This window comes from Nocardia sp. NPDC056952 (assembly GCF_042674185.1).
Classification (GTDB): Bacteria; Actinomycetota; Actinomycetes; order Mycobacteriales; family Mycobacteriaceae; genus Nocardia.
In genome coordinates this window covers 89,359-112,495 of record NZ_JBHURA010000011.1, presented here as the reverse complement: position 1 = coordinate 112,495, position 23,137 = coordinate 89,359, and the positions used below count along the sequence as shown (strand labels likewise).

Here is a 23,137-nt window from a genome sequence, read left to right as displayed (position 1 = left end):
GCGCGTGCCGACCCGCGCCGGGTCGGCGGTCACATCCAGGTCAGCGTGATCTCCCGCGACCGCAACCACTGTTCGACATCGTGGTCGTTGGCCGCCAGCCCGTCGAGCACGCGCGCGGCACCCTCGAACGCCCGGTCGGCGTGCTCGGTGCCGACATGGCCGGCGGCGTGCGCGGCGAGCAGTTCGCTGGACCCGGACAACGTCGAGGACCGGCCGCGCCGCACCGCGATGTCGAGGAAGTAGTCGGTGGTCCGCCACCGTTTCGGCCCGACCTGGACGCACTCGATGATGTCGAGCACGTAATCGTGGCTGCGGTGATGGCCGGGCCGGTCGTGGCTGATGGTGGCGCGAATGGCCTGGCCTGGCAGCATCCACGACTCCTCGTAGCGACCGTGCGGCCGGTCGAGGATGCGGGCCAGATAGATGCCCCACGGCTGCACTTCGTACCGGTCGACCGGGCGGATGTAGCCCTTGGCGTCGGTGCTGGTCAGCTCGGCGAGGTCGAAGTATTCGACCCGGGGTCTGGCAGACGGTGAGACGGTCGTGGAAACGGTGGTCGGTGTGTGCGGGCCGCGTATCTCTCTGGCGAAATAGCCGGCGAATCCGGTTACCGCGGGAGCCGCGACGAGCAGGGGAAGTAGAACGCTCATGGCCTTGTCCTTCACCACGTCCGATGATCAACTCAGGGTACGCCCGCATCGGGAGTTGTGGCGTGGTCGATTCGGCGCCTCGATCGTCGAATGTCATTGGCGCAAGGGACTTTTCGGACATCGCGCGAAGTGCCGGGCGTTCGCCGCGTTCGTGTGCGGTCGCCCCGACCAGGCGAAATGGGGGTCGCGGACGGTTTGCTTGCCGGTGGCTGTCGTCACAGCCGCGCAGTGCCGCGACGATATCGATGAGCAGAAGTTCACCAGAACGACCACGACCCGACCGCCGGTGATCGGCGCGGCGCGGGGTGTGGCGGACGGGCGGTGGCTCGCTGGCGCGCAAACGTGTCAGTGGTCGCGCCTAAGCTGGTTCCATGGCATTCGCAACCGAGATCCCGACGGAAGGGTACGAAGAGCGGGGTCACCCGATCGCCCATTCCGAACACCGCCCCGTCGGCACGATCGAGCGCTCGGGCGCCCGATTCGAGGTGGTCAGCGAGTACTCGCCCGCCGGCGACCAGCCCGCGGCCATCGCCGAGCTCGAGCGCCGGGTGAACGCGGGGGAGAAGGACGTCGTCCTGCTCGGCGCCACCGGTACCGGTAAATCGGCGACCACCGCCTGGCTGATCGAGAAGTTGCAGCGCCCCACGCTGGTGATGGCACCGAACAAGACCCTGGCCGCGCAGCTGGCCAACGAGCTGCGCGAGATGCTGCCCAACAACGCGGTCGAATACTTCGTCTCGTACTACGACTACTACCAACCCGAGGCGTACATCGCCCAGACCGACACCTACATCGAGAAGGACAGCTCGATCAACGACGACGTCGAGCGGCTGCGGCACTCGGCGACCTCGAGTCTGCTCTCGCGTCGCGATGTCGTGGTGGTCGCCTCGGTGTCGTGCATCTACGGTCTCGGCACCCCGCAGTCGTATCTGGACCGGTCGGTGCAGCTCGAGGTCGGCGGCGAGATCGACCGCGACGCGTTGCTGCGGCTGCTCGTCGATGTGCAATACACCCGCAACGACATGTCGTTCACCCGTGGTTCCTTCCGGGTACGCGGCGACACCGTCGAGATCATCCCGTCCTACGAGGAGCTGGCGATCCGCATCGAGTTCTTCGGTGACGAGATCGAGTCGCTCTACTACCTGCACCCGCTCACCGGTGACGTGGTGCGCCAGGTCGATTCGGCGCGCATCTTCCCGGCCACCCACTACGTGGCCGGTCCGGAGCGGATGGAGCGCGCGGTCGGCGACATCGAGGCCGAATTGGCCGCGCGGCTCGAGGAATTGGAGCGCCAGGGCAAATTGCTCGAGGCGCAGCGGTTGCGCATGCGCACCGAATACGACCTGGAGATGATCCGTCAGGTCGGCTTCTGCTCGGGCATCGAGAACTACTCGCGCCACATCGACGGGCGCCCGGCGGGTTCGGCGCCTGCGACGCTGCTCGACTACTTCCCCGACGACTTCCTGCTCGTGATCGACGAATCGCACGTCACGGTGCCGCAGATCGGCGGCATGTTCGAAGGTGACATGTCGCGTAAGCGCAATCTCGTCGATTTCGGTTTCCGGTTGCCGTCGGCGGTCGACAACCGGCCGCTGACCTGGGAGGAGTTCGCCGGGCGAATCGGTCAGGCGGTGTATCTGTCGGCGACACCGGGCAACTACGAGCTGGGTCAGGTCGGCGGTGAGGTGGTCGAGCAGGTCATCCGCCCGACCGGCCTGGTCGATCCGAAGGTCGTGGTCAAGCCCACCAAGGGGCAGATCGACGACCTGGTGCACGAGATCCGCGAGCGTTCGGAGCGCAACGAGCGGGTCCTGGTCACCACACTCACCAAGAAGATGTCCGAAGACCTCACCGACTACCTGCTCGGCCTCGGTGTGAAGGTCCGCTACCTGCACTCCGAGATCGACACGCTGCGGCGCGTCGAACTGCTCCGGCAGCTACGCCTGGGCGAGTACGACGTGCTCGTCGGCATCAACCTGCTGCGTGAGGGCCTCGACCTGCCCGAAGTGTCGCTGGTCGCGATCCTCGACGCCGACAAGGAAGGCTTCCTGCGGTCGAGCACCAGCCTCATCCAGACCATCGGCCGCGCGGCGCGCAACGTGTCCGGCGAAGTGCACATGTACGCGGACAAGATCACCGACTCGATGCAGCACGCGATCGAGGAGACCGATCGCCGCCGTGCCAAGCAGATCGCCTACAACACCGAGAACGGCCTCGACCCGCAGCCGCTGCGCAAGAAGATCGCCGACATCCTGGATCAGGTGTACACCGAGGCCGAGGACGAGGTGGCCGTCGGCGGATCGGGCCGCAATGCCAGCCGCGGCAGGCGTGCTCAGGGCGAACCGGGCCGCGCCAGCTCGGGCATCTACGCCGAACGCGATGTGAAGTCGATGCCACGTGCCGAATTGGCCGCCCTGGTCACCGAACTCACCGCGCAGATGATGAACGCGGCCCGCGAATTGCAGTTCGAGCTGGCGGGCCGGTTGCGTGACGAGATCGCCGACCTGAAGAAGGAGCTGCGCGGGATGGATGCCGCGGGGCTCTCCTGATCATGCCGATGCCACGGCCGCCGGGCGACCCCGCCCCCGAGCTGCGCGACCGATCGCGCACGTGCTGCTCGGAGGCGAGGCCTCTGCGGTCGAGGGCCCGGCCTGGCGAGCCGCTACGCCTGCTCGGCCATCCACGCGGCGACACGGCGGTCGGCCTCTTCCTTCGAGACGTCCTCGACGCGGGTGATCACCGCCCAGCGGTGGCCGAAGGGGTCGATCACCACGCCGAAGCGATCCCCGGTGACGAAGGTCTGCGGCTCCTCCGCGCTGCGGGCGCCATGGGAGAGCGCGCGGGCGATCACCGCGTCCACGTCGGGGCAGTAGTGCACCACCGAGGTGTGCACCCAGTCCTCGGGGGCGCGAACATTGTTGTCGGGGATGGGCATCCCGAGCTGCAGGGTGGAATCCCCGATGAGCAGTTCGGCGTGCGCGGGCTGGCCGTCGGGCAGATCGGCGCGGCTGAGCACCTTCGCCTCGAAGACCGCGGTGTAGAAGTCGATGGCCGCGTTTCCGTCCGGCACGGCCAGGAAACAGGTGATGGAGTGGTAGCCCTCCGGAATGGGCGCAACGGGATTGGTCATGACTACGATCCTGCTCCGCGGCCGACGGCCCGTCTTGTAAGAACGCGACAGATCGGCCGGTGATGACAGCGGCGCCGGATCCCGGTGATGTGAAAGGAATCCTGCACCCGGAGGAGCAGGCGAGGCACCGGTCGCTGAACCGGCTGGGGGTCGGGCCCGCGCTGGCCGAGTTCGCGGACCGGTACTGGGTGGTGCGGTGGGATCTGCGTGGTCGGCCCAGCTATTCGGCGCAGGTGCTGTCGTTCCCGTGCGTGAACGTCACCTTCGAACGCAGCACCACCCGCACCGGCGGCTTCGTCACCGGGGTGTGCACGACGAAGTACGTGCGCGAGCTCGCCGGGGAAGGCGAGACCTTCGGCATCCGGTTCGCCCCCGGCGGATTCGGTGCCTTCACCGGCATGGATGTCGGCGCGCTGCGCGATGATTCGGCCCCGCTGAGCGCGGTGTTGCCCGAGGCCGCGGGCCTGGCCGACCGAGTGCTGGCCGAACAGTCCGACGAACGCCGACGCGACATCGTCGAGGAGTTCTTCGCGGGCCGTGGCCGCACCGACGATCCGCACTACGCGCTGGTGACCCGCATCGTCACCGCCATGGCGACCGATCCGGAGCTGACCAGGGTCGACCAGGTCACCGATCGTTTCGCCGTCCCGATCCGCACCCTGCAACGCCTGTTCCGCCGCTATGTCGGGGCAGGCCCGAAATGGGTACTGTGCCGGTTCAGGTTGCAGGACGCCGCCGACCTGCTCGCGCACGGCCGCCCTGATCTCGCGGTACTCGCGGCCCAGCTCGGCTATTTCGACCAGGCGCATTTCAGCCGCGAATTCACCGCCGAGATCGGGATGTCACCGACGGAATACGCGCGCAGCGCACAGACGGTGAGCGCTGTCCCCACGGCGCGCTGATCGGGTGCGTCCAGACCCGAGAAGTGGGGGGTCTGAAATATGGACATTCCACCTTGGAACGGCGGTGTTCGTCGATAGTGTCACCGCATTCGCAGCGGCCGTTGCTGCGTGGAGAAGTCAGGACATCAACAGTGACAACATCATTCGACCGGACCGCCCGTCTCGGTGCCGCCCTCGCGACCGCGCTGGCCGCCACGGCTCTGCTCGCGCCGGGCGCGCACGCGGACATCTCGGATGGCCAGCGGGTCAGCGTGTCGAGCGCCGATCCGAAGGTCGGCTGTTCCTACACGGTGGTCGCGGTCAACGTCGTCGGCTACAGCTCGGGCCACGCGGGCGCACCGGTGACCTTCTATGACAACGGTGACGTGATCGACACGGTCACGATCCCGGCGATCGGCGAGACCAAGACCTCCTGGCGTCCCGCCGCCGCCGGCGCGCACCAGCTGACAGCGAAAGTCGACAGCTATCTCAACAGCTGGTGGATCACCCCCGCCACGGTGACCGTGGCGGCGAATACCGGCACCGGAAGCGCGGCCTGTGGGTTCCCCAGTTTCTCCGGTTGATGTGATCAAAGTCCCAGCCGCACTATGTCGTTGATCGTGTTGTGATAGGCCACAATTTCTTCGAACCGCGGTCTTGTTGCCGCAGGTGAATCTTCTCGACTGTTGCGAAGGCCACCGTGACATCGGGCAGGAACGCCAACACTCCCGGTGTGATCTGTTGCGATTTCTGATAAATCGGCCTGATTTGGCGTTAGGGTCGAGCCAATTGCCGCGCTGACGCTCGATTCCCGAGTGGTTCGGTGCTGGCACCGACCAAGTTGGAGGAGAGATGACCGCCTACCGGACCATTGTCGTCGGTACTGATGGCTCGGATTCGTCGTACGTGGCGGTGGAGAAGGCCGCGGCGCTCGCCGGGGACGCTGAGGCAACTCTCGTGCTGGCCTGCGCCTACTTCCCGACCGAGGACCGCGACGTCGCCGCCGCCGCCGATGTGCTCAAGGACGAGGCCTACCAGGTCCGTGGCTCGGCCCCGACCAACGAGATCCTGCACGTCGCCCGGGAAAAGGCCCTGGCCGCCGGTGCGAAGAACATCGTCGACCGCGCGATCGTCGGCGAGCCGGTCGATTCGCTGCTCGACCTCGTCAACGAAGTGGACGCCGACCTGCTCGTCGTCGGCAACCGGGGCCTCAACACCCTCACCGGTCGCCTGCTCGGCTCCGTCCCCTCGGACGTGGCCCGCAAGTCCCGTTCGGACGTGCTGATCGTGCACACCGTCCGCTAGTTCACTCGCGGTAGTACGAAAAAAGGTCGAGGGCACCGGGAAACCGGCGCCCTCGACCTTTTTCGGCAGTACTCACCACTCAGTCTGCGACGGGCTCCTGCCGGGTGCCGCCGCGCAGCCCGATCGACATGATGTCGGACGGCTCGTCGAGTTCGATTCTGTGCCAGCGGTTGCGCGGCACGATGAACGCGGTTCCTGTCGTGAGCCGCACCGCGGTTTCCGCCTCGCCCTGACTCTCCGGTCGCAGGTAGAGCCGCAGCGAACCGGCGAGGCAGCACACCGCTTCCTCACTGGACGGGTGTATCTCCCAGTGGTCGGCATGGACGTCGGCGTCGGTGTCGACGTGGAAGGTGGCCAGTTGCCAGCCGCCTGACGCGTCGGCCATTCGTCGCTCGCCCGATCGCACCGTGCCGTGTGGCTGGAAGTGCAGCGCGCGGGCGAACAGATCGATGGGTGTCATCGGAGTTCCTTTCATGGGGTCACTGCGGGAATGTCCTCGCGGACCGGGTTTTCGGTGCGGTCCAACCGGGTGGGTAGGACGGTGGCCGCGACTACCGCGGCAGCGGCGAACAGCGCAGCGGCGATCGCCAACGCGAAGGCGTAGCCGTTGTTGAGCGCGACCGGATCGGCGCTCGCGCCGGTGCGGCCCGCCGCGAGGGTGGCCAGTACGGCGACGCCGACACTGCCGCCGAGTTGGCGGGCGCTGTTGAAGGCGCCGGAGGCCATGCCGGCTTCACCGGGTGCCACGCCGCTGACGGCCGCCGCCGCGACGGGGGCGAGGCAGAGTCCGAGCCCGATGCCGCCGACGATCGACGGGCCGAGAACGTCGGTGACGAAATCGCCGTCGGGACTGATGAGTGCGAACCAGCCGATGCCGACCGCGGTGAGTAGACCGCCCCCGACCAGCAATGGCCTGGGGGAGAAGTGGGCGCCCATCCGGGTGGCGGCGAGGGTGCCGACGATGACGCACAGTGAGAACGGGATGAAGGCGGCCCCGGTGGCCCCCGCGTTCATGTGCAGCACCTGCTGCATATACAGCGACACCAGGTAGAAGGCGGAGAACTGGCCTGCGGCGGCGCAGAAGACGAACAGGTTCGCGCCGCTCACCCAGCGGTTGGTGAAAAGGCTCAGCCGCAACAGCGGGTTCGCCGAGCGGGTCTCGACCACGAGGAAACCCGCGAGGAACCCTGCCGCTACGGCGAGGGTCACGCCTGTCTCGGTAGAAGCCCAGCCGTAGTGATCGGTGCGGATCACGCCGGTGACGAGTAGTCCGATACCGCCCGTCGCCAGCAGCGCACCGGCGATATCGAGCCGCGCCCGCGTACCCGTCGGTGCGTCGGCGGGTACGCCTCTGGCCAAGGCGAGCAGCGCGATCGCGACGATCGGGATATTGACCAGCATCACCCAGCGCCAATTCGCGTACTCGGTGAGCAGTCCGCCGACGAGCACACCGAGCGCGCCACCCGCGGCGTTGACCCCGCCCCAGACGCCGAGCGCTCGGACGCGGGCGGGCCCTTCGGGAAACGTTGTGGTGAGTGTGGCGAGTGTGGCCGGGGCGATGGCCGCGGCCCCGATGCCCTGCACGGCGCGCGCGGCCACCAGTTGCCATGGCTCCTGCGCGAATCCGCCTGCGAGCGAGGCGATCGCGAAGACGAGCAGCCCGCCCGCGAACAGCCTGCGCCGCCCGTAGAGATCACACGCCTTGCCGCCGAGCAGCAGGAAACCGCCGAAGGTCAGGGCGTAGATGTGCACCACCCAGGCCAGGTCGAGCGGTGCGAAGCCGAGTGCGTCGCCGATCGAAGGAAGCGCCACGTTCACGACGGCCATATCGAGGGCGATCACGAACTGTGCGATGGCGACCGCGACCAGCGCGGTACCGGGACGAGGAGGAGAAGTGTTTTTATACACGTATAAAAACTAACTCCACCGCGACCCCTTGTCCATACCCGGGCTTCGCATGGGCAAGATGGGGCCATGCCCACCTCGCAGTCGGATCAACCAGCGCGCACGGGCAGACCCGCGCGCATGTCCCGCGCGGATATCGTCGCGTCGGCGCACCGGGTGATCGCCGCCGACGGCGTCGAGAAGCTGACGATGCGCAGGCTCGCCACCGAACTCGGCTGCACCCCGATGGCGCTCTACCATCACGTCCGCGACAAGCAGGACCTGCTGCGGCTACTGCTCGACGACTACGCCGACGCGATCGCCTGGCCCGAGCTCCCGGCCGACCCGCGGCAGCGGATCCTGGTGGCCGCCACCGCGATGCGAGACGCGCTCGCGGCCCAGTCCTGGATCGTGGACGTGCTCGCCGACGGCGATCTGCTCGGCCGCTCGGCGCTGTGGTTTCCCGAGACCATCATCGACGCGGCGATCACCGCGGGCCTCACCGTCGAGCGCGCGGTGGCCGCGTACCGCGCCATCTGGCACTACACGGCAGGCGAGCTGATCGTCACCGGCAGGGCGGTGCGGCGCGCCGAGGAAGGGCCGACCTACCGCGCGGAGGTCTTCGCCGACCTGGACCCCGAGCAGCTGCCCCGGCTGGCCGAGATCGGTTCCCGCTGGACCGAATTCGACGCCGAGAGCACCTACGCCGCCGGGCTGGCGGCGCTGGTCACCGGCTTGCTCGTGTGAGGCGGCACCGGCCGGTGCCGCCTATCCCAACGAGGACAGCACCGCGGGGAGGTCCTCGGTGTGCACCACGGCCAGTCGCTGGGTCGCGCGGGTCAATGCGACGTAGAGGTCGTTGAGGCCGCGCGGGGACTCGTCCAGGATCGCCTGCGGCTCGACCAGGTACACCCGGTCGAACTCGAGGCCCTTCGCATCGTGCACGGTGAGTACCTGAACGGATTCACCTGCCAGCGAGGATAATTCGGGCACCGAGGCGGCGGGAGCGAGGACCGCGGAGGTGCCCGGACCGTTCTCGGCCTCGAGCAACCGCGCCACCTCGCTCGCGACGTCGGCGGGCAGCACCCGGTAGGCGCGTGGGGGATTGCCGGTCTCGCGAACCGAACGCGGCACCTTGGTGCCCGGATCGATCTCGGCGAGCACATCGGCCGCGACCGCCATGATCTCGGCGGGAGTGCGGTAGTTCACCGTGAGCTCGGTGAGCCTCCAGCGCTGTGCCACATACGGTTCCAGCACCCGCTGCCAGGACGACGCGCCGGCCGGATCACCGGTCTGGGCGACGTCGCCGACGACGGTGATCCAGCGATTCGGGATGCGTCGCATCACCATTCGCCACGCCATCTCCGAGAGTTCCTGTGCCTCGTCGACGATCACGTGACCGTAGGTCCAGGTCCGGTCGCCCGCGGCGCGTTCGGCGGTGGTCTGCCGGTTGCCGAATTCCTGGCGCTGGGCCAGCTGGGAGGCGTCGATCAGGTCGTAGGCCATCAGGATCTCGGGATCGAGTTCGTCCTCGATGTCCTGCGGGGCGGAACCGGTGAGGATGTCGAGGGCGTCCTGGGCCTCCTCGATCTGGGCCCGCCACCGGCGGCGCGAGCGTTCGCGTTCCTCGGTGTCGTCGACGCCGAGCAGCTCGGCCAGCTCGTCGAGCAGCGGGGCGTCGGCCGCGCCGAAGGTGCCGTCGTCGGAGCGCACCAGCTCGGCGCGGTCGTCGGGGCTCAGGGTCTTGGCGGCACGGTCCAGCCGCGCCGGGTCGGCGAGCAGGTCGGCGAGCACTTCCTGGGGCGAGAGCACCGGCCACAGCGCGCTGATCGCGGCCTGCACGTGCGGGTCGGCCCGCATCTCGTCGCCGATCTCGCTGAGGTCGGCGGAGCTGAGCAGGCTCGTGCCACCGGACAGGTCGGCGCCCATCGTGGCGGCGAGCTGGTCGGTGAGCGCGTCGATCACCGAGGACGCGAAGATCGGCCTGGCCAGGTTGTGCGGGCGGCGCGAGGAACGGGCCCGTCCGCGCGCCCTGGTCGCGATCTTGCGGTCCAGAGTCACCGGATAGCCGTCGAACGCCAGGCGCACCGGCTCCGACGGCACTTCCTGACGGTCGCGCACCGCCTGCTTGAGCACCTCGAGCATGTCCAGGGAGCCCTTGATCTCCCCGGCGCGCAGCGAATCCTCGCGCACCGCCTTCACACCCGGGTACAGGTCGCCGATGGTCGACAGCAGCACGCCGGTCTCGCCGAGCGAGGGCAGCACCTGGCCGATGTAGTCGAGGAAGGTGGCGTTCGGGCCGATGATCAGCACGCCGCTCTTGGCCAGCTGCTGCCGATAGGTGTAGAGCAGGAAAGCCGCGCGATGCAGCGCGACGGCGGTCTTGCCGGTGCCCGGCCCACCCTGCACCACGAGCACGCTCTTGTGCTCGGAGCGGATGATCGCGTCCTGTTCGCTCTGGATCGTCTCGACGATGTCGTTCATGTGCCCGGTGCGGGCGGCGTTGAGCGCCGACAGCAGCGCGCTCTCGCCGCCGACGCCGTCGTCGGTGCCGACCACACCGTCGCGTTCGGCGGCATCGAGATCGAGGTACTCGTCGTTGATCGCGGTCACCGCGCGGTTGCGCGAGCGGATGTGCCTGCGCCGGGTGACGTTCTCGGGATTGGCGGTGGTGGCCAGGTAGAACGGACGGGCCAGCGGAGCGCGCCAGTCGAGCAGCAGCGGCTCGTAGTCGTTGTCCTCGTCGAGGATGCCGAGCCTGCCGATGTAGCGCGCCGCGTCCTCGGTGCCTTCCAGATCGATCCGGCCGAAGCACAGACCGTGCTCGGCGGCGTCGTATTTGGACAGGTCCTCGTTGTAGAGCTGGGTGAAGGACTCGCGCTCACTGCGCGCCTGCGGCGTGCCACCGGATTCGAGGAGCACAGTCTTGAGCCGGTTCTGCGCGTAGTCGCGCATGCCGTCGAGCCGGTCGTAGAGCACCGAGAGGTACTGCTGCTCCTGTTCGATTTCGCGGTTGTGCGCGGCCGGGGAGGCGTCGGCGAGGCGGTCGGGCAAAACAGGACTCCTTTGTCACCGCGTTGAGAACAGAGTTGTCGAGTCTACGTGTCCGCGGGCAGGGCCGCCGCGACCGGGAAGACTTCGTCGCCGAGGACCGGCGTGAAGTGTTCGACCACCGGGAAAGGCTCGTAGAAGTGGTGCAACAGCGCACGCCAGCGCTGATATTCCGGTGACTCACGGAATCCCACCGTGTGGTCGGCCAGCTGCTCCCAGCGCACCAGCAACAGGAAGCAGTCGGGCCGCTCGACACAGCGCGACAACGACAACCCACCGAAACCGGGCATTCCCGCGATGATCGGATACGCCTGCGCGAAGGCCGCTTCGAAAGCGGCGGCGGCGCCGGGGCGAACGGGTAACAGCGCGTGTTCGACGATCACGCCGACCAGTCTGTCAGGAGGCGTGGGTGTTGTTCGAGCGTCGATTCTGACCGAGACCGAGCTCACGATGGGCCGACGGCTTGTCGCGGTACATCGCCAGGTCGGCGTCGTGCAGGACGGCTTCGGGCGTGCGGTGTTCGTGCGGGCCGAGTTCGGTGATGCCGACCGAGGCGCTCACCTCGAGACGGTGACCGCTGGCGATGATCGGTTCCGCCATCTTCACGCGCAGGCGCTCTACCAGGGCGGGCAGGTCGGCACGCTGCGGATGACCGGCCAGCAGCACCAGGAATTCGTCGCCACCCAGCCGTCCGACCAGGTCTTCGGCGCGCAGCGCCTGTTGCAACCGCTGGGCCACGATCTGCAATACCGTGTCGCCGATGGCGTGCCCAAGGGTGTCGTTGATCGCTTTGAAGCCGTCGAGGTCGATGAACAGCACCGTGGTGATCAGAGTGCCGCCGTCGTCGGCCAGCGCCGCCGACAGCTGCGACAGGATCAGGGAACGATTCGCGAGCCCGGTCAGCGCGTCATGGGTGGCCTGGTACTCGAGCTGGCGCTTGCTGGCCCGGAACGCGGTGATGTCGGCGAACGAGGACACCCCCGCCGACTCCGGGCTGTCCGGATTGAGTAATCGGCAGTTGCACGACAGCCATACCAGCTGCCCGTCGGTGCGCTCGACCCCGAAGATGAACTGGGTCACCGCCTCTCCCGTCGCGAGGGTGCGCGCCATCGGATGCTGGTCGGGCGCGAGTGGCCGGCCGTCACGGTCGAGCATCTTCATGGGCAGTTCGTCGATGTGCAGTCCGAGTACCGGCTCGGCCTCCGCAGCGATGCCGAGTATGCGTTTGCCTGCGGGGTTGATCGATTCGAGGCGACCGCGCCGATCGACGACGAGCACGCCTTCTTCCAGCTGCGACACCACGGTGGTGAAATACGCCTCCGCCTGCCGCGCCGACGCCTCCGCGGCGCGTTGGGCCGTCAGATCGTGCACGACCACCTGGAACGCGAGCTTCTCCTGCCACACCGTGAGCACCGACACGGTCTGCACCGGCACCGTGCGCCCGTCCACCCGGACGAGATCCATGTCGGTGGGCGGCGAGGCCGATCCCTCGGCGGTGAGCTGGTCGATCCGCTCGAGCATCGGGGCGATGGAATCGGGATGGACGAAAACGGTGATCGACAAGCCGAGCAGGTCGTCGGCCGAACGGGCACCGAGCAGGCGAACCATCGCCGGATTGACGTAGACGATCGTCCCCGACTCGTGCACACAGATGGCATCGGGAGTGTGTTCGACCAGCGACCGGTAGCGCTGCGCGAGCTGCTCGGCGCTCGCCGCGTCGGTCCTTCCTTCTCCCACTGCGAAACCCCCGATCTCGGCCTGGTCTGCGAACGGCATACCGGACTAGTCTGGTGATCCTTCATGAAGATCCGCGAGGAGCGATGTGACACTGGATGTGCTCACGGGCGGCATGACCCACCGCCTCGATTCTATGTCGATCGCCGGCATGGGTGTTGTCTCCGGTTACGGGTGGGGTCGGGAATTCCTGTGGCAGGGATTGTTGGGGTGCAAACCGGCAGCCCGTTTGTACCCCGGTTACGGGCCCGGACGTGATCAGCACGCCTGGGTCGGGCTGATTCCCGACGGTGGTGACGTGGCCTACGGAACCGGTCTGTTCGGGCGTGCCGTGTTCGCCGCGGCCGCCGAGGCGGTCGCCGACGCGCAGGAACGCGGGTGGCGCCGGGAGGGACGCACCGTCGGCCTCGTGCACGCGTTCACGCTGGGCGATGTCGCCGATTGGCGCGATTTCTACCGTCGTGACGAGGGCCACCGGCGCTCACGCGACTATCTGCGGATGCTGCCGTCGACACCCATTTCGGTGGTGATGCAGGAGTTCGGTTTCCACGGGCCCGCGATGAACGTGTCGGCGGCGTGCAGTTCGGGCAATGTCGCGTTGCTGACGGCGAAGATGTGGCGTGACGCGGGTCTGGTCGACGATGTGTTGTGCATCACGACCGACCTGTCGGCCACGCCGGACATGCTCGAACATTTCGTCGGTCTGGGTGCGGCGATCGCCGATGCCGACCCGTTCACCGCCTGCAGGCCCTTTCAGGAGGGCACCCTCGGTTTCACCATGGCCGAGGCGTCGGTGGCGCTGCTGCTCACCGACGCGGTCGAGCGGCCCTACGCGCGGCTGCTCGGCGGCGCGATGACCAACGACGCCTTCCATGTCGTCTCGGTCGATCCCAGCCACGCCCAGATCATCGCGTGTGTCCGGCGCGCACTGGCCGACGCGGGGATCGACGCCGGCGACCTGGCGTACTACAACGCGCACGGCACCGGAACCAGGCAGTGCGATGCCGCCGAACGCGACGTGCTGCGCACGGTCTTCGACGACCGGCCCGCCGTCGCCGCGCTCAAACCGCTCACCGGGCACTGTCAAGGCGCCTGCGCGGCGGTCGAAGTCGCCGCGATCGCCCTGTCCTACGAGCGCGGCATCGTCGCGTCGGCGCCGACTGTGGCGCCCGCGCACCCGCGGCTGCTCAACGGCCCGACCCCGCTGCTCGACGGCCCGACGCTGAAACTGTCGCTGGGAATGGGTGGCAACAACGCCGCCGTGGTCCTGGCCGCGGCCTGACTCAGTCCTCGCCCGTCTCGGGTCCGGCGGCGAGGGCGAACCCGCCGGTCGTCGGCGCATCCTGGGGCAGTGGCACCGCCCAGCGCAGCTGTGTGCCAGGCATCTCGGGGTGGTTGCCGTCGGCGTCGGGGCGTTTCGCCGGACCGACCTCGAAATACCCGCTCGCCTCCTGCGCGCGCTGCTCGAGATTGCGCAGCCCGCTGCGGATGACGTGGTTCGGAATTCCCCAGCCGTTGTCGGACACCGTGATCACCAGATCGTCGGCCACCTCGATCACGATGGCGACGGTGTCGGCACCGGAATGGCGCACCGCGTTGCTCACCGCCTCGCGCACCACCGCCTCGGCGTGGTCGGCCAGCTGCGGATCGAGTACCGACAGCGGGCCCGACACCTGGATCGTCGCGCGCAGGGCGATGTCGGAGGTCTGGCGCCGGATCGCCACCTCGAGGCGCTGCTGCAGCCCTTCGCTGTGACCGGAGCCGCTGGCGTGCAGATCGAAGATGGAGGTGCGGATCTCCTGCACCACCTCCTGCAGATCCATGATCACCGTCGAAAGCCGTTGCCGCACTTCGGGCACCACCGCCTTGGGCAGGGTCGCCTGCACGGTGAGACCGATCGCGAACAGGCGCTGGATCACATGGTCGTGCAGATCGCGCGCGATCCGGTCGCGGTCGGCGACGAGGTCGAGTTCGCGCATCCGCTGCTGCGCATCGGCCAGCCGCACCGCCAGCGCGGCCTGATCGCAGAAGGCCGCCGTCAGCTCGAGCATCTCGTCGGAATACGGCGCGAAACCCGGCGGCCGGAACGTCACCAGGACGCCGAGGGTGGCATCGGGGGTGCACAGCGGCAGCACGAGAGCCGGTCCGGCGCCGGGCAATTCGGCCACGGGGAACTCGACGCCCAGTGTCACCTTCGACACGTCGTCGAAGCGCAGCGGTGTGCGTCTGCTGAAGGCGTCGCCCACCACCGTCCCCGCGATCGGGATGGTCTGCCAGTCCTGACCCGCATCGGGGCCGGTCCACTGGGTGACCACCAATTCGCTGATCTCGCCGGGCAATTCGTCGGGCACCGGCACCGAGGCGAGGAACGCCTGATGCGATCCGGTGAGCCCGCGCGCGTGATCGACCACATGGCCGAGCACCCGATCGGATTCGGTACCGGCCAGGAATTCCGTCGCGATATCGCGGGTCGCCTCGATCCACGCCTGCCTGGTGCGTGCCTGCTCGTAGAGGCGCGCGTTGTCGACCGCGATCCCCGCGGCGGCCGCCAGCGCCAGCACCAGGACTTCGTCTTCCTCGGTGAACGGCTGACCGTCGGACTTCTCGGTCAGATAGAGACTGCCGAACACCTCGTCCCGAATGCGTACGGGCACACCGAGGAACGTGTGCATCGGCGGATGTCCCGCCGGAAACCCGATCGAGGATTCGTGCTGGGTGAGATCGGCCAGCCGCAGCGGCGCCTTGTGCGCGAACACCGCGCCGAGTACGCCGTGGCCCGCGGGTAATCGCTCGATCCGGTCGCGGATCTGATCCGGCATGCCCTCGTCGATGAACTGCGCGACCTGCTGATCGTGGCCGCGCACCGCCAGCGCGCCGTAGCGGGCGTCGACCAGGTTCATCGCGGTCCGCACGATGGTGCGCAGGGTTTCGTCCAGGTCCAGACCCGCGGTGACCGTGAGCATGGCCTCGACGAGGCCGTCCATCCGATCGCGCGAACCGATCATCACTTCGACCCGATCGGCGACCTCGCCGAGCAGGCTGCGCAACATCTGCCGCGACACCGTCTGGTCAGCCGAATAGCGGCCGCCCCGACCGTCGTTCGCCATCGCAGTACCCCGTCTTCGCAGCTCCTCGAGTGAGTCGAAGCAAAGTCTAGTCCGCAATGAGGGGACTTTCGGCCCTTCACTCGCACCGGCGGTAGTGGTGGCATTGGGCACCGGGAATTGGGATCGAGAAGTGGGGCACATGATGAATTCGTTGTCGAGCACCCAGCACTGGACGACCGCCGCGGACCCGGAGCTCGCCGTGACCACGCGTGGCGAAGTGCCGGCCCAGGACGTCACCCGTGCTGTTCGCGCCATCACCCGCGTGATGCGCAGGCATCATCTCGACAGTCCGGCCAGGGTGCGTGTCACCGCGCCGCAGGGGTACGACGAGCCGACCCTGGTGCAGGCCAACATCCGTACCAACGACACCTTCACCCGTGTCCAGGTCACCGGCCCCGGCGGTTTCGCGGTCACCTTCGCCGCCGAACGGCTCGACCGTCAGCTCGCCCGCCGCGCGGGCAAGGAAGCGCGCGGCGCGTGGCCCGACCCGGCCCGTCGGCCGCTGGCGCAGATCACCGAGACGCGGCCGATCATCCGCCGCAAGGACTGTGCCCTGATGACCGGTACGCCGCTGGAAGCCAGCACCGTCCTGGACGCGATGGACTACGACGCCTACCTGTTCACCGACGCCGATACCGGTGAGGACGCCATCGTCACGTGGGCCGACCCGCACGGCGTCGCGCTGGCCAGGCAGCGGCTCACCGCCGCGGCGGACTCCTCGGCCGAGCTGCCGTTGACCGCGAGCGCGATGCCGGTCCGGGTGGTGCAGGACGCGGCTCCCGTCTTCGCCGAGGACGAGGCCTCCGACGCGCTGTGCGCCGCCGGGCTGCCCTACCTGTTCTTCACCGACAGCCACACCGGCCGCGGCAACCTGCTCTACCGCCGCTACGACGGCAACCTCACCATCGTCGTCCCGTCCTGAACCGTCACGGCTCACGGAGCTTCGTCGCCAGGACGGCCGCCTGGGTGCGGCGTTCGACCCCCAGTTTCGCCAGCAGTCGCGAGACGTAGTTCTTGACCGTCTTCTCCGCGAGGAACATGCGCGCGGCGATCTGGCGGTTGGTCAGACCCTCACCGAGCAGTTCGAGCAGCCGGCGTTCCTGGTCGGTGAGCCCGGCCAGCGGCCCGGAGGGTTCGGCGCTGCGGCGCAGCCGGGCGCGCAGGGCGTCGGCGGCGCGGGTATCGAGCAGCGAGTGGCCCGCGCCCACCTGCTTGATCGCGTCGGCCAGTTTCATCCCGTCGATGTTCTTCACCACATATCCGCTGGCGCCGGCCAGAATGGCGTCGAGCATGGCGTGCTCGTCGGAGAACGAGGTCAGGATCAGGCAGTGCAGGTCGTCGAATTCGGCCAGCAGGTTGCGGCACAGCTCGATGCCGTTGCCGTCGGGTAACCGCACGTCGAGGACCGCGACATCGGGGCGGGCCTCGCGGATGCGCACCATCGCCTCGGCGACGCCGCCTGCCTGACCGATCACAGTGAGTTCTGGATCACCTTCGAGCAGGTCGATCAATCCGCGCCGCACGATCTCGTGGTCGTCGACCAGGAACACCTCGAGCACGCCGGCTCCTTCATCATGTCGAACGATCCACCCTTGTGTTCCAACATAATCCGCGCCTGTCGGTTGCGGGGCCGGTCGGCGAACGAGATATGTCACGTCCCCTGCGCAGCGCGCCCGGCCGACGGGTCCGCGCGGTCGCACACCGAAACTTGTCGGACCCCACGCCTAGCATTGTCAGCGGGGGATTATGTCCGGTCGGCGGATGACGATGGAGAAGGGATTCACCAGGTGGCGGAACGCCTCACTGTGCGCGGAGCTCGGGAACACAACCTGAAAGGTGTAGACCTGGATTTGCCGCGCGACAGCCTGATCGTGTTCACCGGTCTGTCCGGTTCCGGGAAGTCGAGCTTGGCGTTCGACACGATCTTCGCCGAGGGGCAGCGTCGCTACGTCGAATCGCTGTCGGCCTACGCGCGTCAGTTCCTCGGGCAGATGGACAAGCCCGATGTCGACTTCATCGAGGGGCTCTCGCCCGCGGTGTCGATCGACCAGAAGTCGACCAACCGCAACCCGCGGTCCACGGTCGGCACCATCACCGAGGTCTACGACTACCTGCGCCTGCTCTACGCCCGCGCGGGCACGCCGCACTGCCCGGTCTGCCACGAGCTGATCGAGAAGCAGAGCCCGCAGCAGATCGTCGACCAGGTACTCGCCATGGACGACGGTCTCAAGTTCCAGGTGCTGGCGCCCGTGGTGCGCACCCGCAAGGGCGAGTTCGTCGACCTGTTCGACCAGCTCAAGACCCAGGGCTACTCGCGCGTGCGGGTGGACGGCGTGGTGTATCCGCTCACCGATCCGCCGAAGCTGAAGAAGCAGGAGAAGCACGACGTCGAGGTGGTCGTCGACCGTCTCTCGGTCAAGGCCGCCTCCAAGCAGCGCCTCACCGACTCGATCGAGACCGCGCTGCGCCTGGCCGACGGCATCGTGGTGCTCGATTTCGTCGACCGCGACGAGCACGCCCACGACCGGGAACGCCGCTTCTCCGAACGCCTGGCCTGCCCCAACGGCCACCCCCTCGACATCGAGGACCTCGAGCCCCGCTCGTTCTCCTTCAACTCGCCCTACGGCGCCTGCCCCGACTGCACCGGCCTCGGCATCCGCAAGGAAGTCGACCCGGAACTGGTGGTGCCCGACCCCGACCTGAGCCTGGCCGACGGCGCGATCGCCCCGTGGTCGCGCGGGCAGACCGCCGAGTACTTCAACCGATTGCTCTCCGGGCTGGCCGAGGCGGTCGGCTTCTCGATGGACACCCCGTGGCGCGATCTGCCCGCGAAGGCACGCAAGGCGGTGCTGGAAGGCAGCTCCGACCAGGTGCACGTGTCCTACACCAACCGCTACGGCCGCAAGCGCTCCTATTACGCCGATTTCGAAGGCGTGATGCCGTTTCTGCAGCGGCGCATGGAGAACACCGAGTCCGAGCAGATGAAAGAGCACTACGACGGGTACATGCGCGATGTGGCGTGCCCGGTCTGCAACGGCTCCCGGCTGCGCCCGGAGATCCTGGCCGTCACCTTGGCCTCGGACGGCACCGACAAGTCGATCGCCGAGGTCAGTGAGCTGTCCATCGGTGACTGCGCGCAGTTCCTGAACGCGCTCACGCTGGGGGAGCGTGAGACCGCGATCGCCGGTCAGGTGCTCAAGGAGATCCAGGCCCGGCTCGGCTTCCTGCTCGACGTCGGCCTGGAGTACCTGACGCTGTCGCGGGCCGCCGCGACCCTGTCCGGCGGTGAGGCCCAGCGCATCCGGCTGGCCACCCAGATCGGATCCGGGCTGGTCGGTGTCCTCTACGTTCTCGACGAGCCGTCGATCGGCCTGCACCAGCGCGACAACCGCAGGCTCATCGAGACGCTGCTGCGGTTGAAGAAGCTGGGCAACACGCTGATCGTCGTCGAGCACGACGAGGACACCATCCGCGCCTCGGACTGGGTGGTCGACATCGGCCCCCTCGCGGGCGAGCACGGTGGTCGCGTGGTGCACAGCGGCCCCTATGAGGAGCTGCTGACCGAGCCCGAATCGCTCACCGGCGCTTACCTTTCCGGCCGCGAGCAGATCGAGCTGCCGCTGGTGCGGCGCGCGATCGACAAGAAGCGCAAGCTCACCGTCGTGGGCGCCACCGAACACAATTTGCAGAATGTCGACGTGGCGTTCCCGCTGGGTGTACTCACCGCGGTCACCGGTGTCTCCGGTTCGGGCAAGTCGACCCTGGTCAACGACATCCTGGCCACCGTTCTCGCGAACAAGCTCAACGGCGCCCGCCAGGTGCCGGGTCGGCACACCAGGATCAACGGTCTCGACAACCTCGACAAGCTGGTGCAGGTCGATCAGTCGCCGATCGGGCGCACCCCGCGCTCGAACCCGGCCACCTACACCGGCGTCTTCGACAAGATCCGCACCCTGTTCGCCTCCACCACCGAGGCCAAGGTGCGCGGCTACCAGCCCGGGCGGTTCTCGTTCAATGTCAAGGGCGGCCGCTGCGAGGCCTGCTCGGGCGACGGCACGCTCAAGATCGAGATGAACTTCCTGCCCGATGTGTACGTCCCGTGCGAGGTCTGCCACGGCGCTCGGTACAACCGGGAAACCCTCGAGGTGCACTACAAGGGCAAGACCATCGCCGAAGTCCTCGACATGCCGATCGACGAGGCGGCCGACTTCTTCGAGGCGATCACCTCGATCCACCGCTATCTCAAGACCCTCGTCGAGGTCGGCCTGGGTTACGTGCGTCTGGGCCAGAGTGCGCCGACCCTGTCCGGCGGTGAGGCCCAGCGCGTGAAGCTGGCCGCCGAGCTGCAGAAACGGTCCATGGGGCGGACGGTCTACATCCTCGACGAGCCGACCACCGGCCTGCACTTCGAAGACATCCGCAAACTGCTCAAGGTGATCAACGGACTGGTCGACAAGGGCAACACGGTGATCGTCATCGAGCACAACCTCGACGTCATCAAGACCGCCGACTGGGTCGTCGACATGGGCCCCGAGGGCGGTTCGGGCGGCGGTACGGTGGTCGCCACCGGTACACCGGAGGACATCGCCGGGGTGTCGGACAGCTACACCGGTCAGTTCCTGAAGGAGGTGCTGGCAGCGCCCGCGCCGAAGAAGCCCGCCGCGAAGAAAGCGGCCAAGAAAGCTGCCCCCGCGGCGAAGAAGGCGCCGGCGGAGACGACTGCGGCCAAGCGGTTGGCGCGAAAGGCGGCCGCGCTGCGCTGAGCCGGGCTACCGTCCTCTCGAGACGTTCCGGCAGGGACTTTCCGAAAGCGCCACGAAGTGAAACAGCCGTGGGTAACATTCGCCTCACCGTCCCCGGAATGCCGGGTAGTAGCGGTTTGTCGACGGCTCGATCGTCGTGTAGTTCGAAAGGAACGTCCTCATGGATGAAGCCACCACGGCGCTCATCGCCCAGATTCTCGGTTTCCTCGCCGGCGGGTCATCGTTGGCTTACGAGCCCACCAAGCCGACCGTCTGACCTGGATTCGAAAGGAACGCCTGTAATGGATACCGGAAGCGCGGCGCTGCTCACCGCACTCGCCAACATGATCTCCTCCGGCTCGGCCGTCTCGGTCACCCCCGGCGGTCCCACTCCGACCCCCGTGGTCTGAGTCGCGACGTTCGCTCGCAGCACAGAAAAGATCCGCCGACGCACTGCGCCGGCGGATCTTTTCGTTGTGCGGACCGTCAGTGCACCGGGCCGGTGTACTTCTCGCCCGGTCCCGTGCCCGGCGCGTCCGGTACCGAGGATGCCTCGCGGAACGCGCGCTGCAGCGCCTGCAAACCCTCGCGGATCGGGCCCGCGTGCGGGCCGAGGTACTCCACCGATGCCGTGACCAGTCCGGCCAGTGCGGTGATCACCCGGCGCGCCTCGTCGAGGTCGACGCCCGCGCCCGAATCCGGGTTCTCGCCTGCCAGGCCCAGCTTCTCCGCGGCCGAACTCATCAGCATCACGGCGGCCCGGCTGATCACCTCGACAGCGGGGATGTCGGCCAGGTCGCGCACAGGAGGATCGAGCTCGTCAGTCATGCTGATCAGGCTATAGCGAGCCTGATTCCGGATGCTCGGGCCAGGTGCGATTCGGTCATAGCCCAACGCCATGCTAAGCTCTTCGCTGACGACCGCCCCTGGATGTGTCATGCATCCGTGGGGCAGATAAGTGGAGCCCGACTCCCACCGTTACCGGCGAGCAATCGTTCGGATAAACGGTCCCGGTCACCCGCTCATTGTGGTGGGTTTCCCGTGTGCCTGGCACGCGGGGGTCGACAACCGAGCCTGTGAGGGCTTCGGCTGTGGGCGATCGGTCGACATCGGGCCCCGTGGCGGAGAAATACCGCAGCGGGGCTTTCGTGTTGAAACAGGGGTTGCAGTTATTGCGTGCGGTCGTTAAGACGACACCGCTTGACCTAGGAGGCCCCATCAGCACTGAGACCCGCATCAACGATCGCATCCGTGTTCCCGAGGTTCGTCTCATCGGACCCGGCGGCGAACAGGTTGGGATCGTGCGTGTTGAAGATGCACTACGCGTCGCGCTCGAAGCCGACCTCGACCTCGTCGAGGTAGCACCCGATGCCCGTCCGCCGGTCTGCAAGATCATGGACTACGGCAAGTTCAAGTACGAGACCGCGCAGAAGGCGCGCGAGTCCCGTAAGAACCAGGTCCAGACCGTGATCAAGGAGCAGAAGCTCCGTCCGAAGATCGACGACCACGACTACGAGACCAAGAAGCGCAACGTGGTTCGCTTCCTCGAAGCCGGGTCCAAGGTCAAGGTCACGATCATGTTCCGCGGTCGTGAGCAGTCGCGTCCCGAACTCGGCTTCCGGTTGCTCCAGCGTCTGGGCTCCGATGTGGCCGATCTCGGGTTCGTCGAGACCTCGGCCAAGCAGGACGGCCGCAACATGACCATGGTCCTCGCTCCCCACAAGGGCGCGAAGACGCGGGTGAAGGCCCAGCAGGACTCTTCGGCGCCGGCGGCGACACGCCAGCCGCTGCCGACCGGTCCCGCGAGCGCAGACCCGGCCGCGCCGGTCGAACCGGCCGCACCGGTCGAGCAGGCCGCGCCTGCCGAGCAGGCTGCGCCGGCCGACCCGCAGTAAACGATTTCAACGACTAGATAGAGGAATCCATGCCGAAGAACAAGACCCACAGCGGCGCCAAGAAGCGATTCAAGGTGACCGGCCGGGGCAAGCTGCTTCGCGAGCAGGCGAACCGTCGCCACCTCCTGGAGCACAAGTCCTCTCGCCGGACTCGTCGTCTGGAAGGCACGGAGTCCGTCGCTTCCGTCGACGTCCCCCGCGTGAAGCGGCTGCTCGGTCTCGCCTGACCTTCGGGTCAGCCGGACCGTCGCAACCCGACGATTCCGCGGCCGGGATAACCGGACGCCGACAACTACCGAATTCGGGCGCCGCCGCGCCCCCAGATGATCAAGGACTACCAAAGTGGCACGCGTCAAAAGGGCCGTCAACGCTCAGAAGAAGCGCCGTTCCATCCTCGAGGCCTCCAAGGGCTACCGGGGCCAGCGTTCGCGCCTGTACCGCAAGGCCAAGGAACAGCAGCTCCACTCGCTGACCTACGCCTACCGTGACCGCAAGGCGCGCAAGGGTGACTTCCGCAAGCTGTGGATTGCTCGTATCAACGCCGCCGCGCGTCTGAACGACATCACCTACAACCGCTTCATCCAGGGCCTCAAGGCCGCTGGTGTCGAGGTGGACCGCAAGATCCTCGCCGAGCTCGCGGTCTCGGACGCCGAGGCCTTCGCCGGCCTGGTGGCTGTCGCCAAGGCCGCGCTGCCGGCCGACGTCAACGCCCCGGCCACCGCTGCCTGAGCTTGACAACACACAGCGATCTGTCGGAA

At 67.7% G+C, this 23,137-nt stretch carries 21 protein-coding genes; 11 read left to right on the top strand and 10 right to left on the bottom strand.

Translation table 11 applies throughout. From position 1 onward, the window contains the following. Nucleotides 1-29 precede the first annotated feature (29 nt). Entirely contained in the window at nt 30-650 is a 621-nt protein-coding gene (locus tag ACFTS5_RS28960; protein ID WP_378637088.1) for a DUF402 domain-containing protein, read from the bottom strand. A 371-nt stretch (nt 651-1,021) separates the two neighbouring features. Between ACFTS5_RS28960 and uvrB the strand changes: the two genes are divergently transcribed. Next, nucleotides 1,022-3,199, top strand: a complete 2,178-nt coding sequence (gene uvrB, locus ACFTS5_RS28955; RefSeq protein ID WP_378637087.1) for an excinuclease ABC subunit UvrB — start codon at nt 1,022-1,024, stop codon at nt 3,197-3,199. A 113-nt stretch (nt 3,200-3,312) separates the two neighbouring features. Here uvrB and ACFTS5_RS28950 read toward each other — a convergent pair whose 3' ends face one another. Next, nucleotides 3,313-3,780 carry a VOC family protein gene (locus ACFTS5_RS28950; RefSeq protein ID WP_378637085.1) on the bottom strand — a complete coding sequence of 156 codons (468 nt, stop codon included), beginning with the start codon at nt 3,778-3,780 and terminating at the stop codon, nt 3,313-3,315. A gap of 62 nt (nt 3,781-3,842) precedes the next feature. Here ACFTS5_RS28950 and ACFTS5_RS28945 point away from each other — a divergent pair, with 62 nt between their 5' ends. The 3 genes from ACFTS5_RS28945 (at nt 3,843) to ACFTS5_RS28935 (ending at nt 5,966) form a co-directional block, all read left to right on the top strand. After that, entirely contained in the window at nt 3,843-4,682 is an 840-nt protein-coding gene (locus tag ACFTS5_RS28945) for a DUF6597 domain-containing transcriptional factor (protein ID WP_378637351.1), read from the top strand. Between the two features lie 131 nt (nt 4,683-4,813). After that, nucleotides 4,814-5,245: a hypothetical protein gene (locus ACFTS5_RS28940; RefSeq protein ID WP_378637082.1), complete on the top strand. Its 432-nt coding sequence runs from the start codon at nt 4,814-4,816 to the stop codon at nt 5,243-5,245. Between the two features lie 268 nt (nt 5,246-5,513). After that, nucleotides 5,514-5,966 (top strand): universal stress protein, encoded by a 453-nt coding sequence (locus tag ACFTS5_RS28935; RefSeq protein WP_378637081.1) that lies wholly within the window; start codon nt 5,514-5,516, stop codon nt 5,964-5,966. A gap of 79 nt (nt 5,967-6,045) precedes the next feature. Here ACFTS5_RS28935 and ACFTS5_RS28930 read toward each other — a convergent pair whose 3' ends face one another. Next, the gene (locus tag ACFTS5_RS28930; RefSeq protein WP_378637079.1) at nt 6,046-6,426 is read right to left on the bottom strand and encodes a cupin; all 381 of its coding nucleotides are present in this window, start codon (nt 6,424-6,426) and stop codon (nt 6,046-6,048) included. An 11-nt stretch (nt 6,427-6,437) separates the two neighbouring features. Further along, a complete protein-coding gene (locus ACFTS5_RS28925) occupies nt 6,438-7,874 on the bottom strand; it encodes an MFS transporter (RefSeq protein ID WP_378637077.1) in 1,437 nt (478 codons plus the stop codon). 66 nt (nt 7,875-7,940) lie between these two features. Between ACFTS5_RS28925 and ACFTS5_RS28920 the strand changes: the two genes are divergently transcribed. Continuing rightward, the gene (locus ACFTS5_RS28920) at nt 7,941-8,597 is read left to right on the top strand and encodes a TetR/AcrR family transcriptional regulator (protein WP_378637075.1); all 657 of its coding nucleotides are present in this window, start codon (nt 7,941-7,943) and stop codon (nt 8,595-8,597) included. A gap of 21 nt (nt 8,598-8,618) precedes the next feature. On the opposite strand, the gene ACFTS5_RS28915 is transcribed toward ACFTS5_RS28920, so the two are convergent. From ACFTS5_RS28915 to ACFTS5_RS28905, 3 genes are read right to left on the bottom strand one after another with little or no spacing between them, the layout of a single operon-like run. Beyond that, entirely contained in the window at nt 8,619-10,904 is a 2,286-nt protein-coding gene (locus ACFTS5_RS28915; RefSeq protein ID WP_378637072.1) for a HelD family protein, read from the bottom strand. A gap of 44 nt (nt 10,905-10,948) precedes the next feature. After that, complete coding sequence (locus ACFTS5_RS28910) at nt 10,949-11,284, bottom strand: antibiotic biosynthesis monooxygenase family protein (RefSeq protein WP_378637069.1); 336 nt, start codon at nt 11,282-11,284, stop codon at nt 10,949-10,951. 13 nt (nt 11,285-11,297) lie between these two features. Continuing rightward, the gene (locus ACFTS5_RS28905; protein WP_378637067.1) at nt 11,298-12,677 is read right to left on the bottom strand and encodes a diguanylate cyclase domain-containing protein; all 1,380 of its coding nucleotides are present in this window, start codon (nt 12,675-12,677) and stop codon (nt 11,298-11,300) included. A 94-nt stretch (nt 12,678-12,771) separates the two neighbouring features. On the opposite strand from ACFTS5_RS28905, the gene ACFTS5_RS28900 reads away from it, so the two are divergent. Beyond that, nucleotides 12,772-13,917 (top strand): beta-ketoacyl synthase N-terminal-like domain-containing protein, encoded by a 1,146-nt coding sequence (locus ACFTS5_RS28900; RefSeq protein WP_378637348.1) that lies wholly within the window; start codon nt 12,772-12,774, stop codon nt 13,915-13,917. 1 nt (nt 13,918) lies between these two features. On the opposite strand, the gene ACFTS5_RS28895 is transcribed toward ACFTS5_RS28900, so the two are convergent. Further along, nucleotides 13,919-15,742 (bottom strand): GAF domain-containing protein, encoded by a 1,824-nt coding sequence (locus ACFTS5_RS28895; RefSeq protein WP_378637064.1) that lies wholly within the window; start codon nt 15,740-15,742, stop codon nt 13,919-13,921. Nucleotides 15,743-15,881: 139 nt separating this feature from the next. On the opposite strand from ACFTS5_RS28895, the gene ACFTS5_RS28890 reads away from it, so the two are divergent. Further along, complete coding sequence (locus ACFTS5_RS28890; RefSeq protein ID WP_378637062.1) at nt 15,882-16,664, top strand: sigma 54 modulation/S30EA ribosomal C-terminal domain-containing protein; 783 nt, start codon at nt 15,882-15,884, stop codon at nt 16,662-16,664. Between the two features lie 4 nt (nt 16,665-16,668). Here ACFTS5_RS28890 and ACFTS5_RS28885 read toward each other — a convergent pair whose 3' ends face one another. Beyond that, nucleotides 16,669-17,301 carry a response regulator transcription factor gene (locus ACFTS5_RS28885; RefSeq protein WP_056824462.1) on the bottom strand — a complete coding sequence of 211 codons (633 nt, stop codon included), beginning with the start codon at nt 17,299-17,301 and terminating at the stop codon, nt 16,669-16,671. A gap of 228 nt (nt 17,302-17,529) precedes the next feature. Between ACFTS5_RS28885 and uvrA the strand changes: the two genes are divergently transcribed. After that, nucleotides 17,530-20,505: an excinuclease ABC subunit UvrA gene (uvrA, locus tag ACFTS5_RS28880; RefSeq protein WP_378637059.1), complete on the top strand. Its 2,976-nt coding sequence runs from the start codon at nt 17,530-17,532 to the stop codon at nt 20,503-20,505. Nucleotides 20,506-20,970: 465 nt separating this feature from the next. On the opposite strand, the gene ACFTS5_RS28875 is transcribed toward uvrA, so the two are convergent. Continuing rightward, entirely contained in the window at nt 20,971-21,312 is a 342-nt protein-coding gene (locus ACFTS5_RS28875; protein ID WP_378637057.1) for a DUF1844 domain-containing protein, read from the bottom strand. Between the two features lie 335 nt (nt 21,313-21,647). Here ACFTS5_RS28875 and infC point away from each other — a divergent pair, with 335 nt between their 5' ends. The 3 genes from infC to rplT all read left to right on the top strand — a co-directional run bounded on the left by infC (nt 21,648) and on the right by rplT (nt 23,108). Continuing rightward, on the top strand, nt 21,648-22,379 hold the full coding sequence (gene infC / locus ACFTS5_RS28870; protein WP_378637346.1) for a translation initiation factor IF-3: 732 nt from the start codon (nt 21,648-21,650) through the stop codon (nt 22,377-22,379). A gap of 29 nt (nt 22,380-22,408) precedes the next feature. Then, on the top strand, nt 22,409-22,606 hold the full coding sequence (rpmI, locus tag ACFTS5_RS28865) for a 50S ribosomal protein L35 (RefSeq protein WP_056824456.1): 198 nt from the start codon (nt 22,409-22,411) through the stop codon (nt 22,604-22,606). A gap of 115 nt (nt 22,607-22,721) precedes the next feature. After that, nucleotides 22,722-23,108, top strand: a complete 387-nt coding sequence (gene rplT, locus ACFTS5_RS28860; RefSeq protein ID WP_019046423.1) for a 50S ribosomal protein L20 — start codon at nt 22,722-22,724, stop codon at nt 23,106-23,108. Nucleotides 23,109-23,137: the final 29 nt, after the last annotated feature.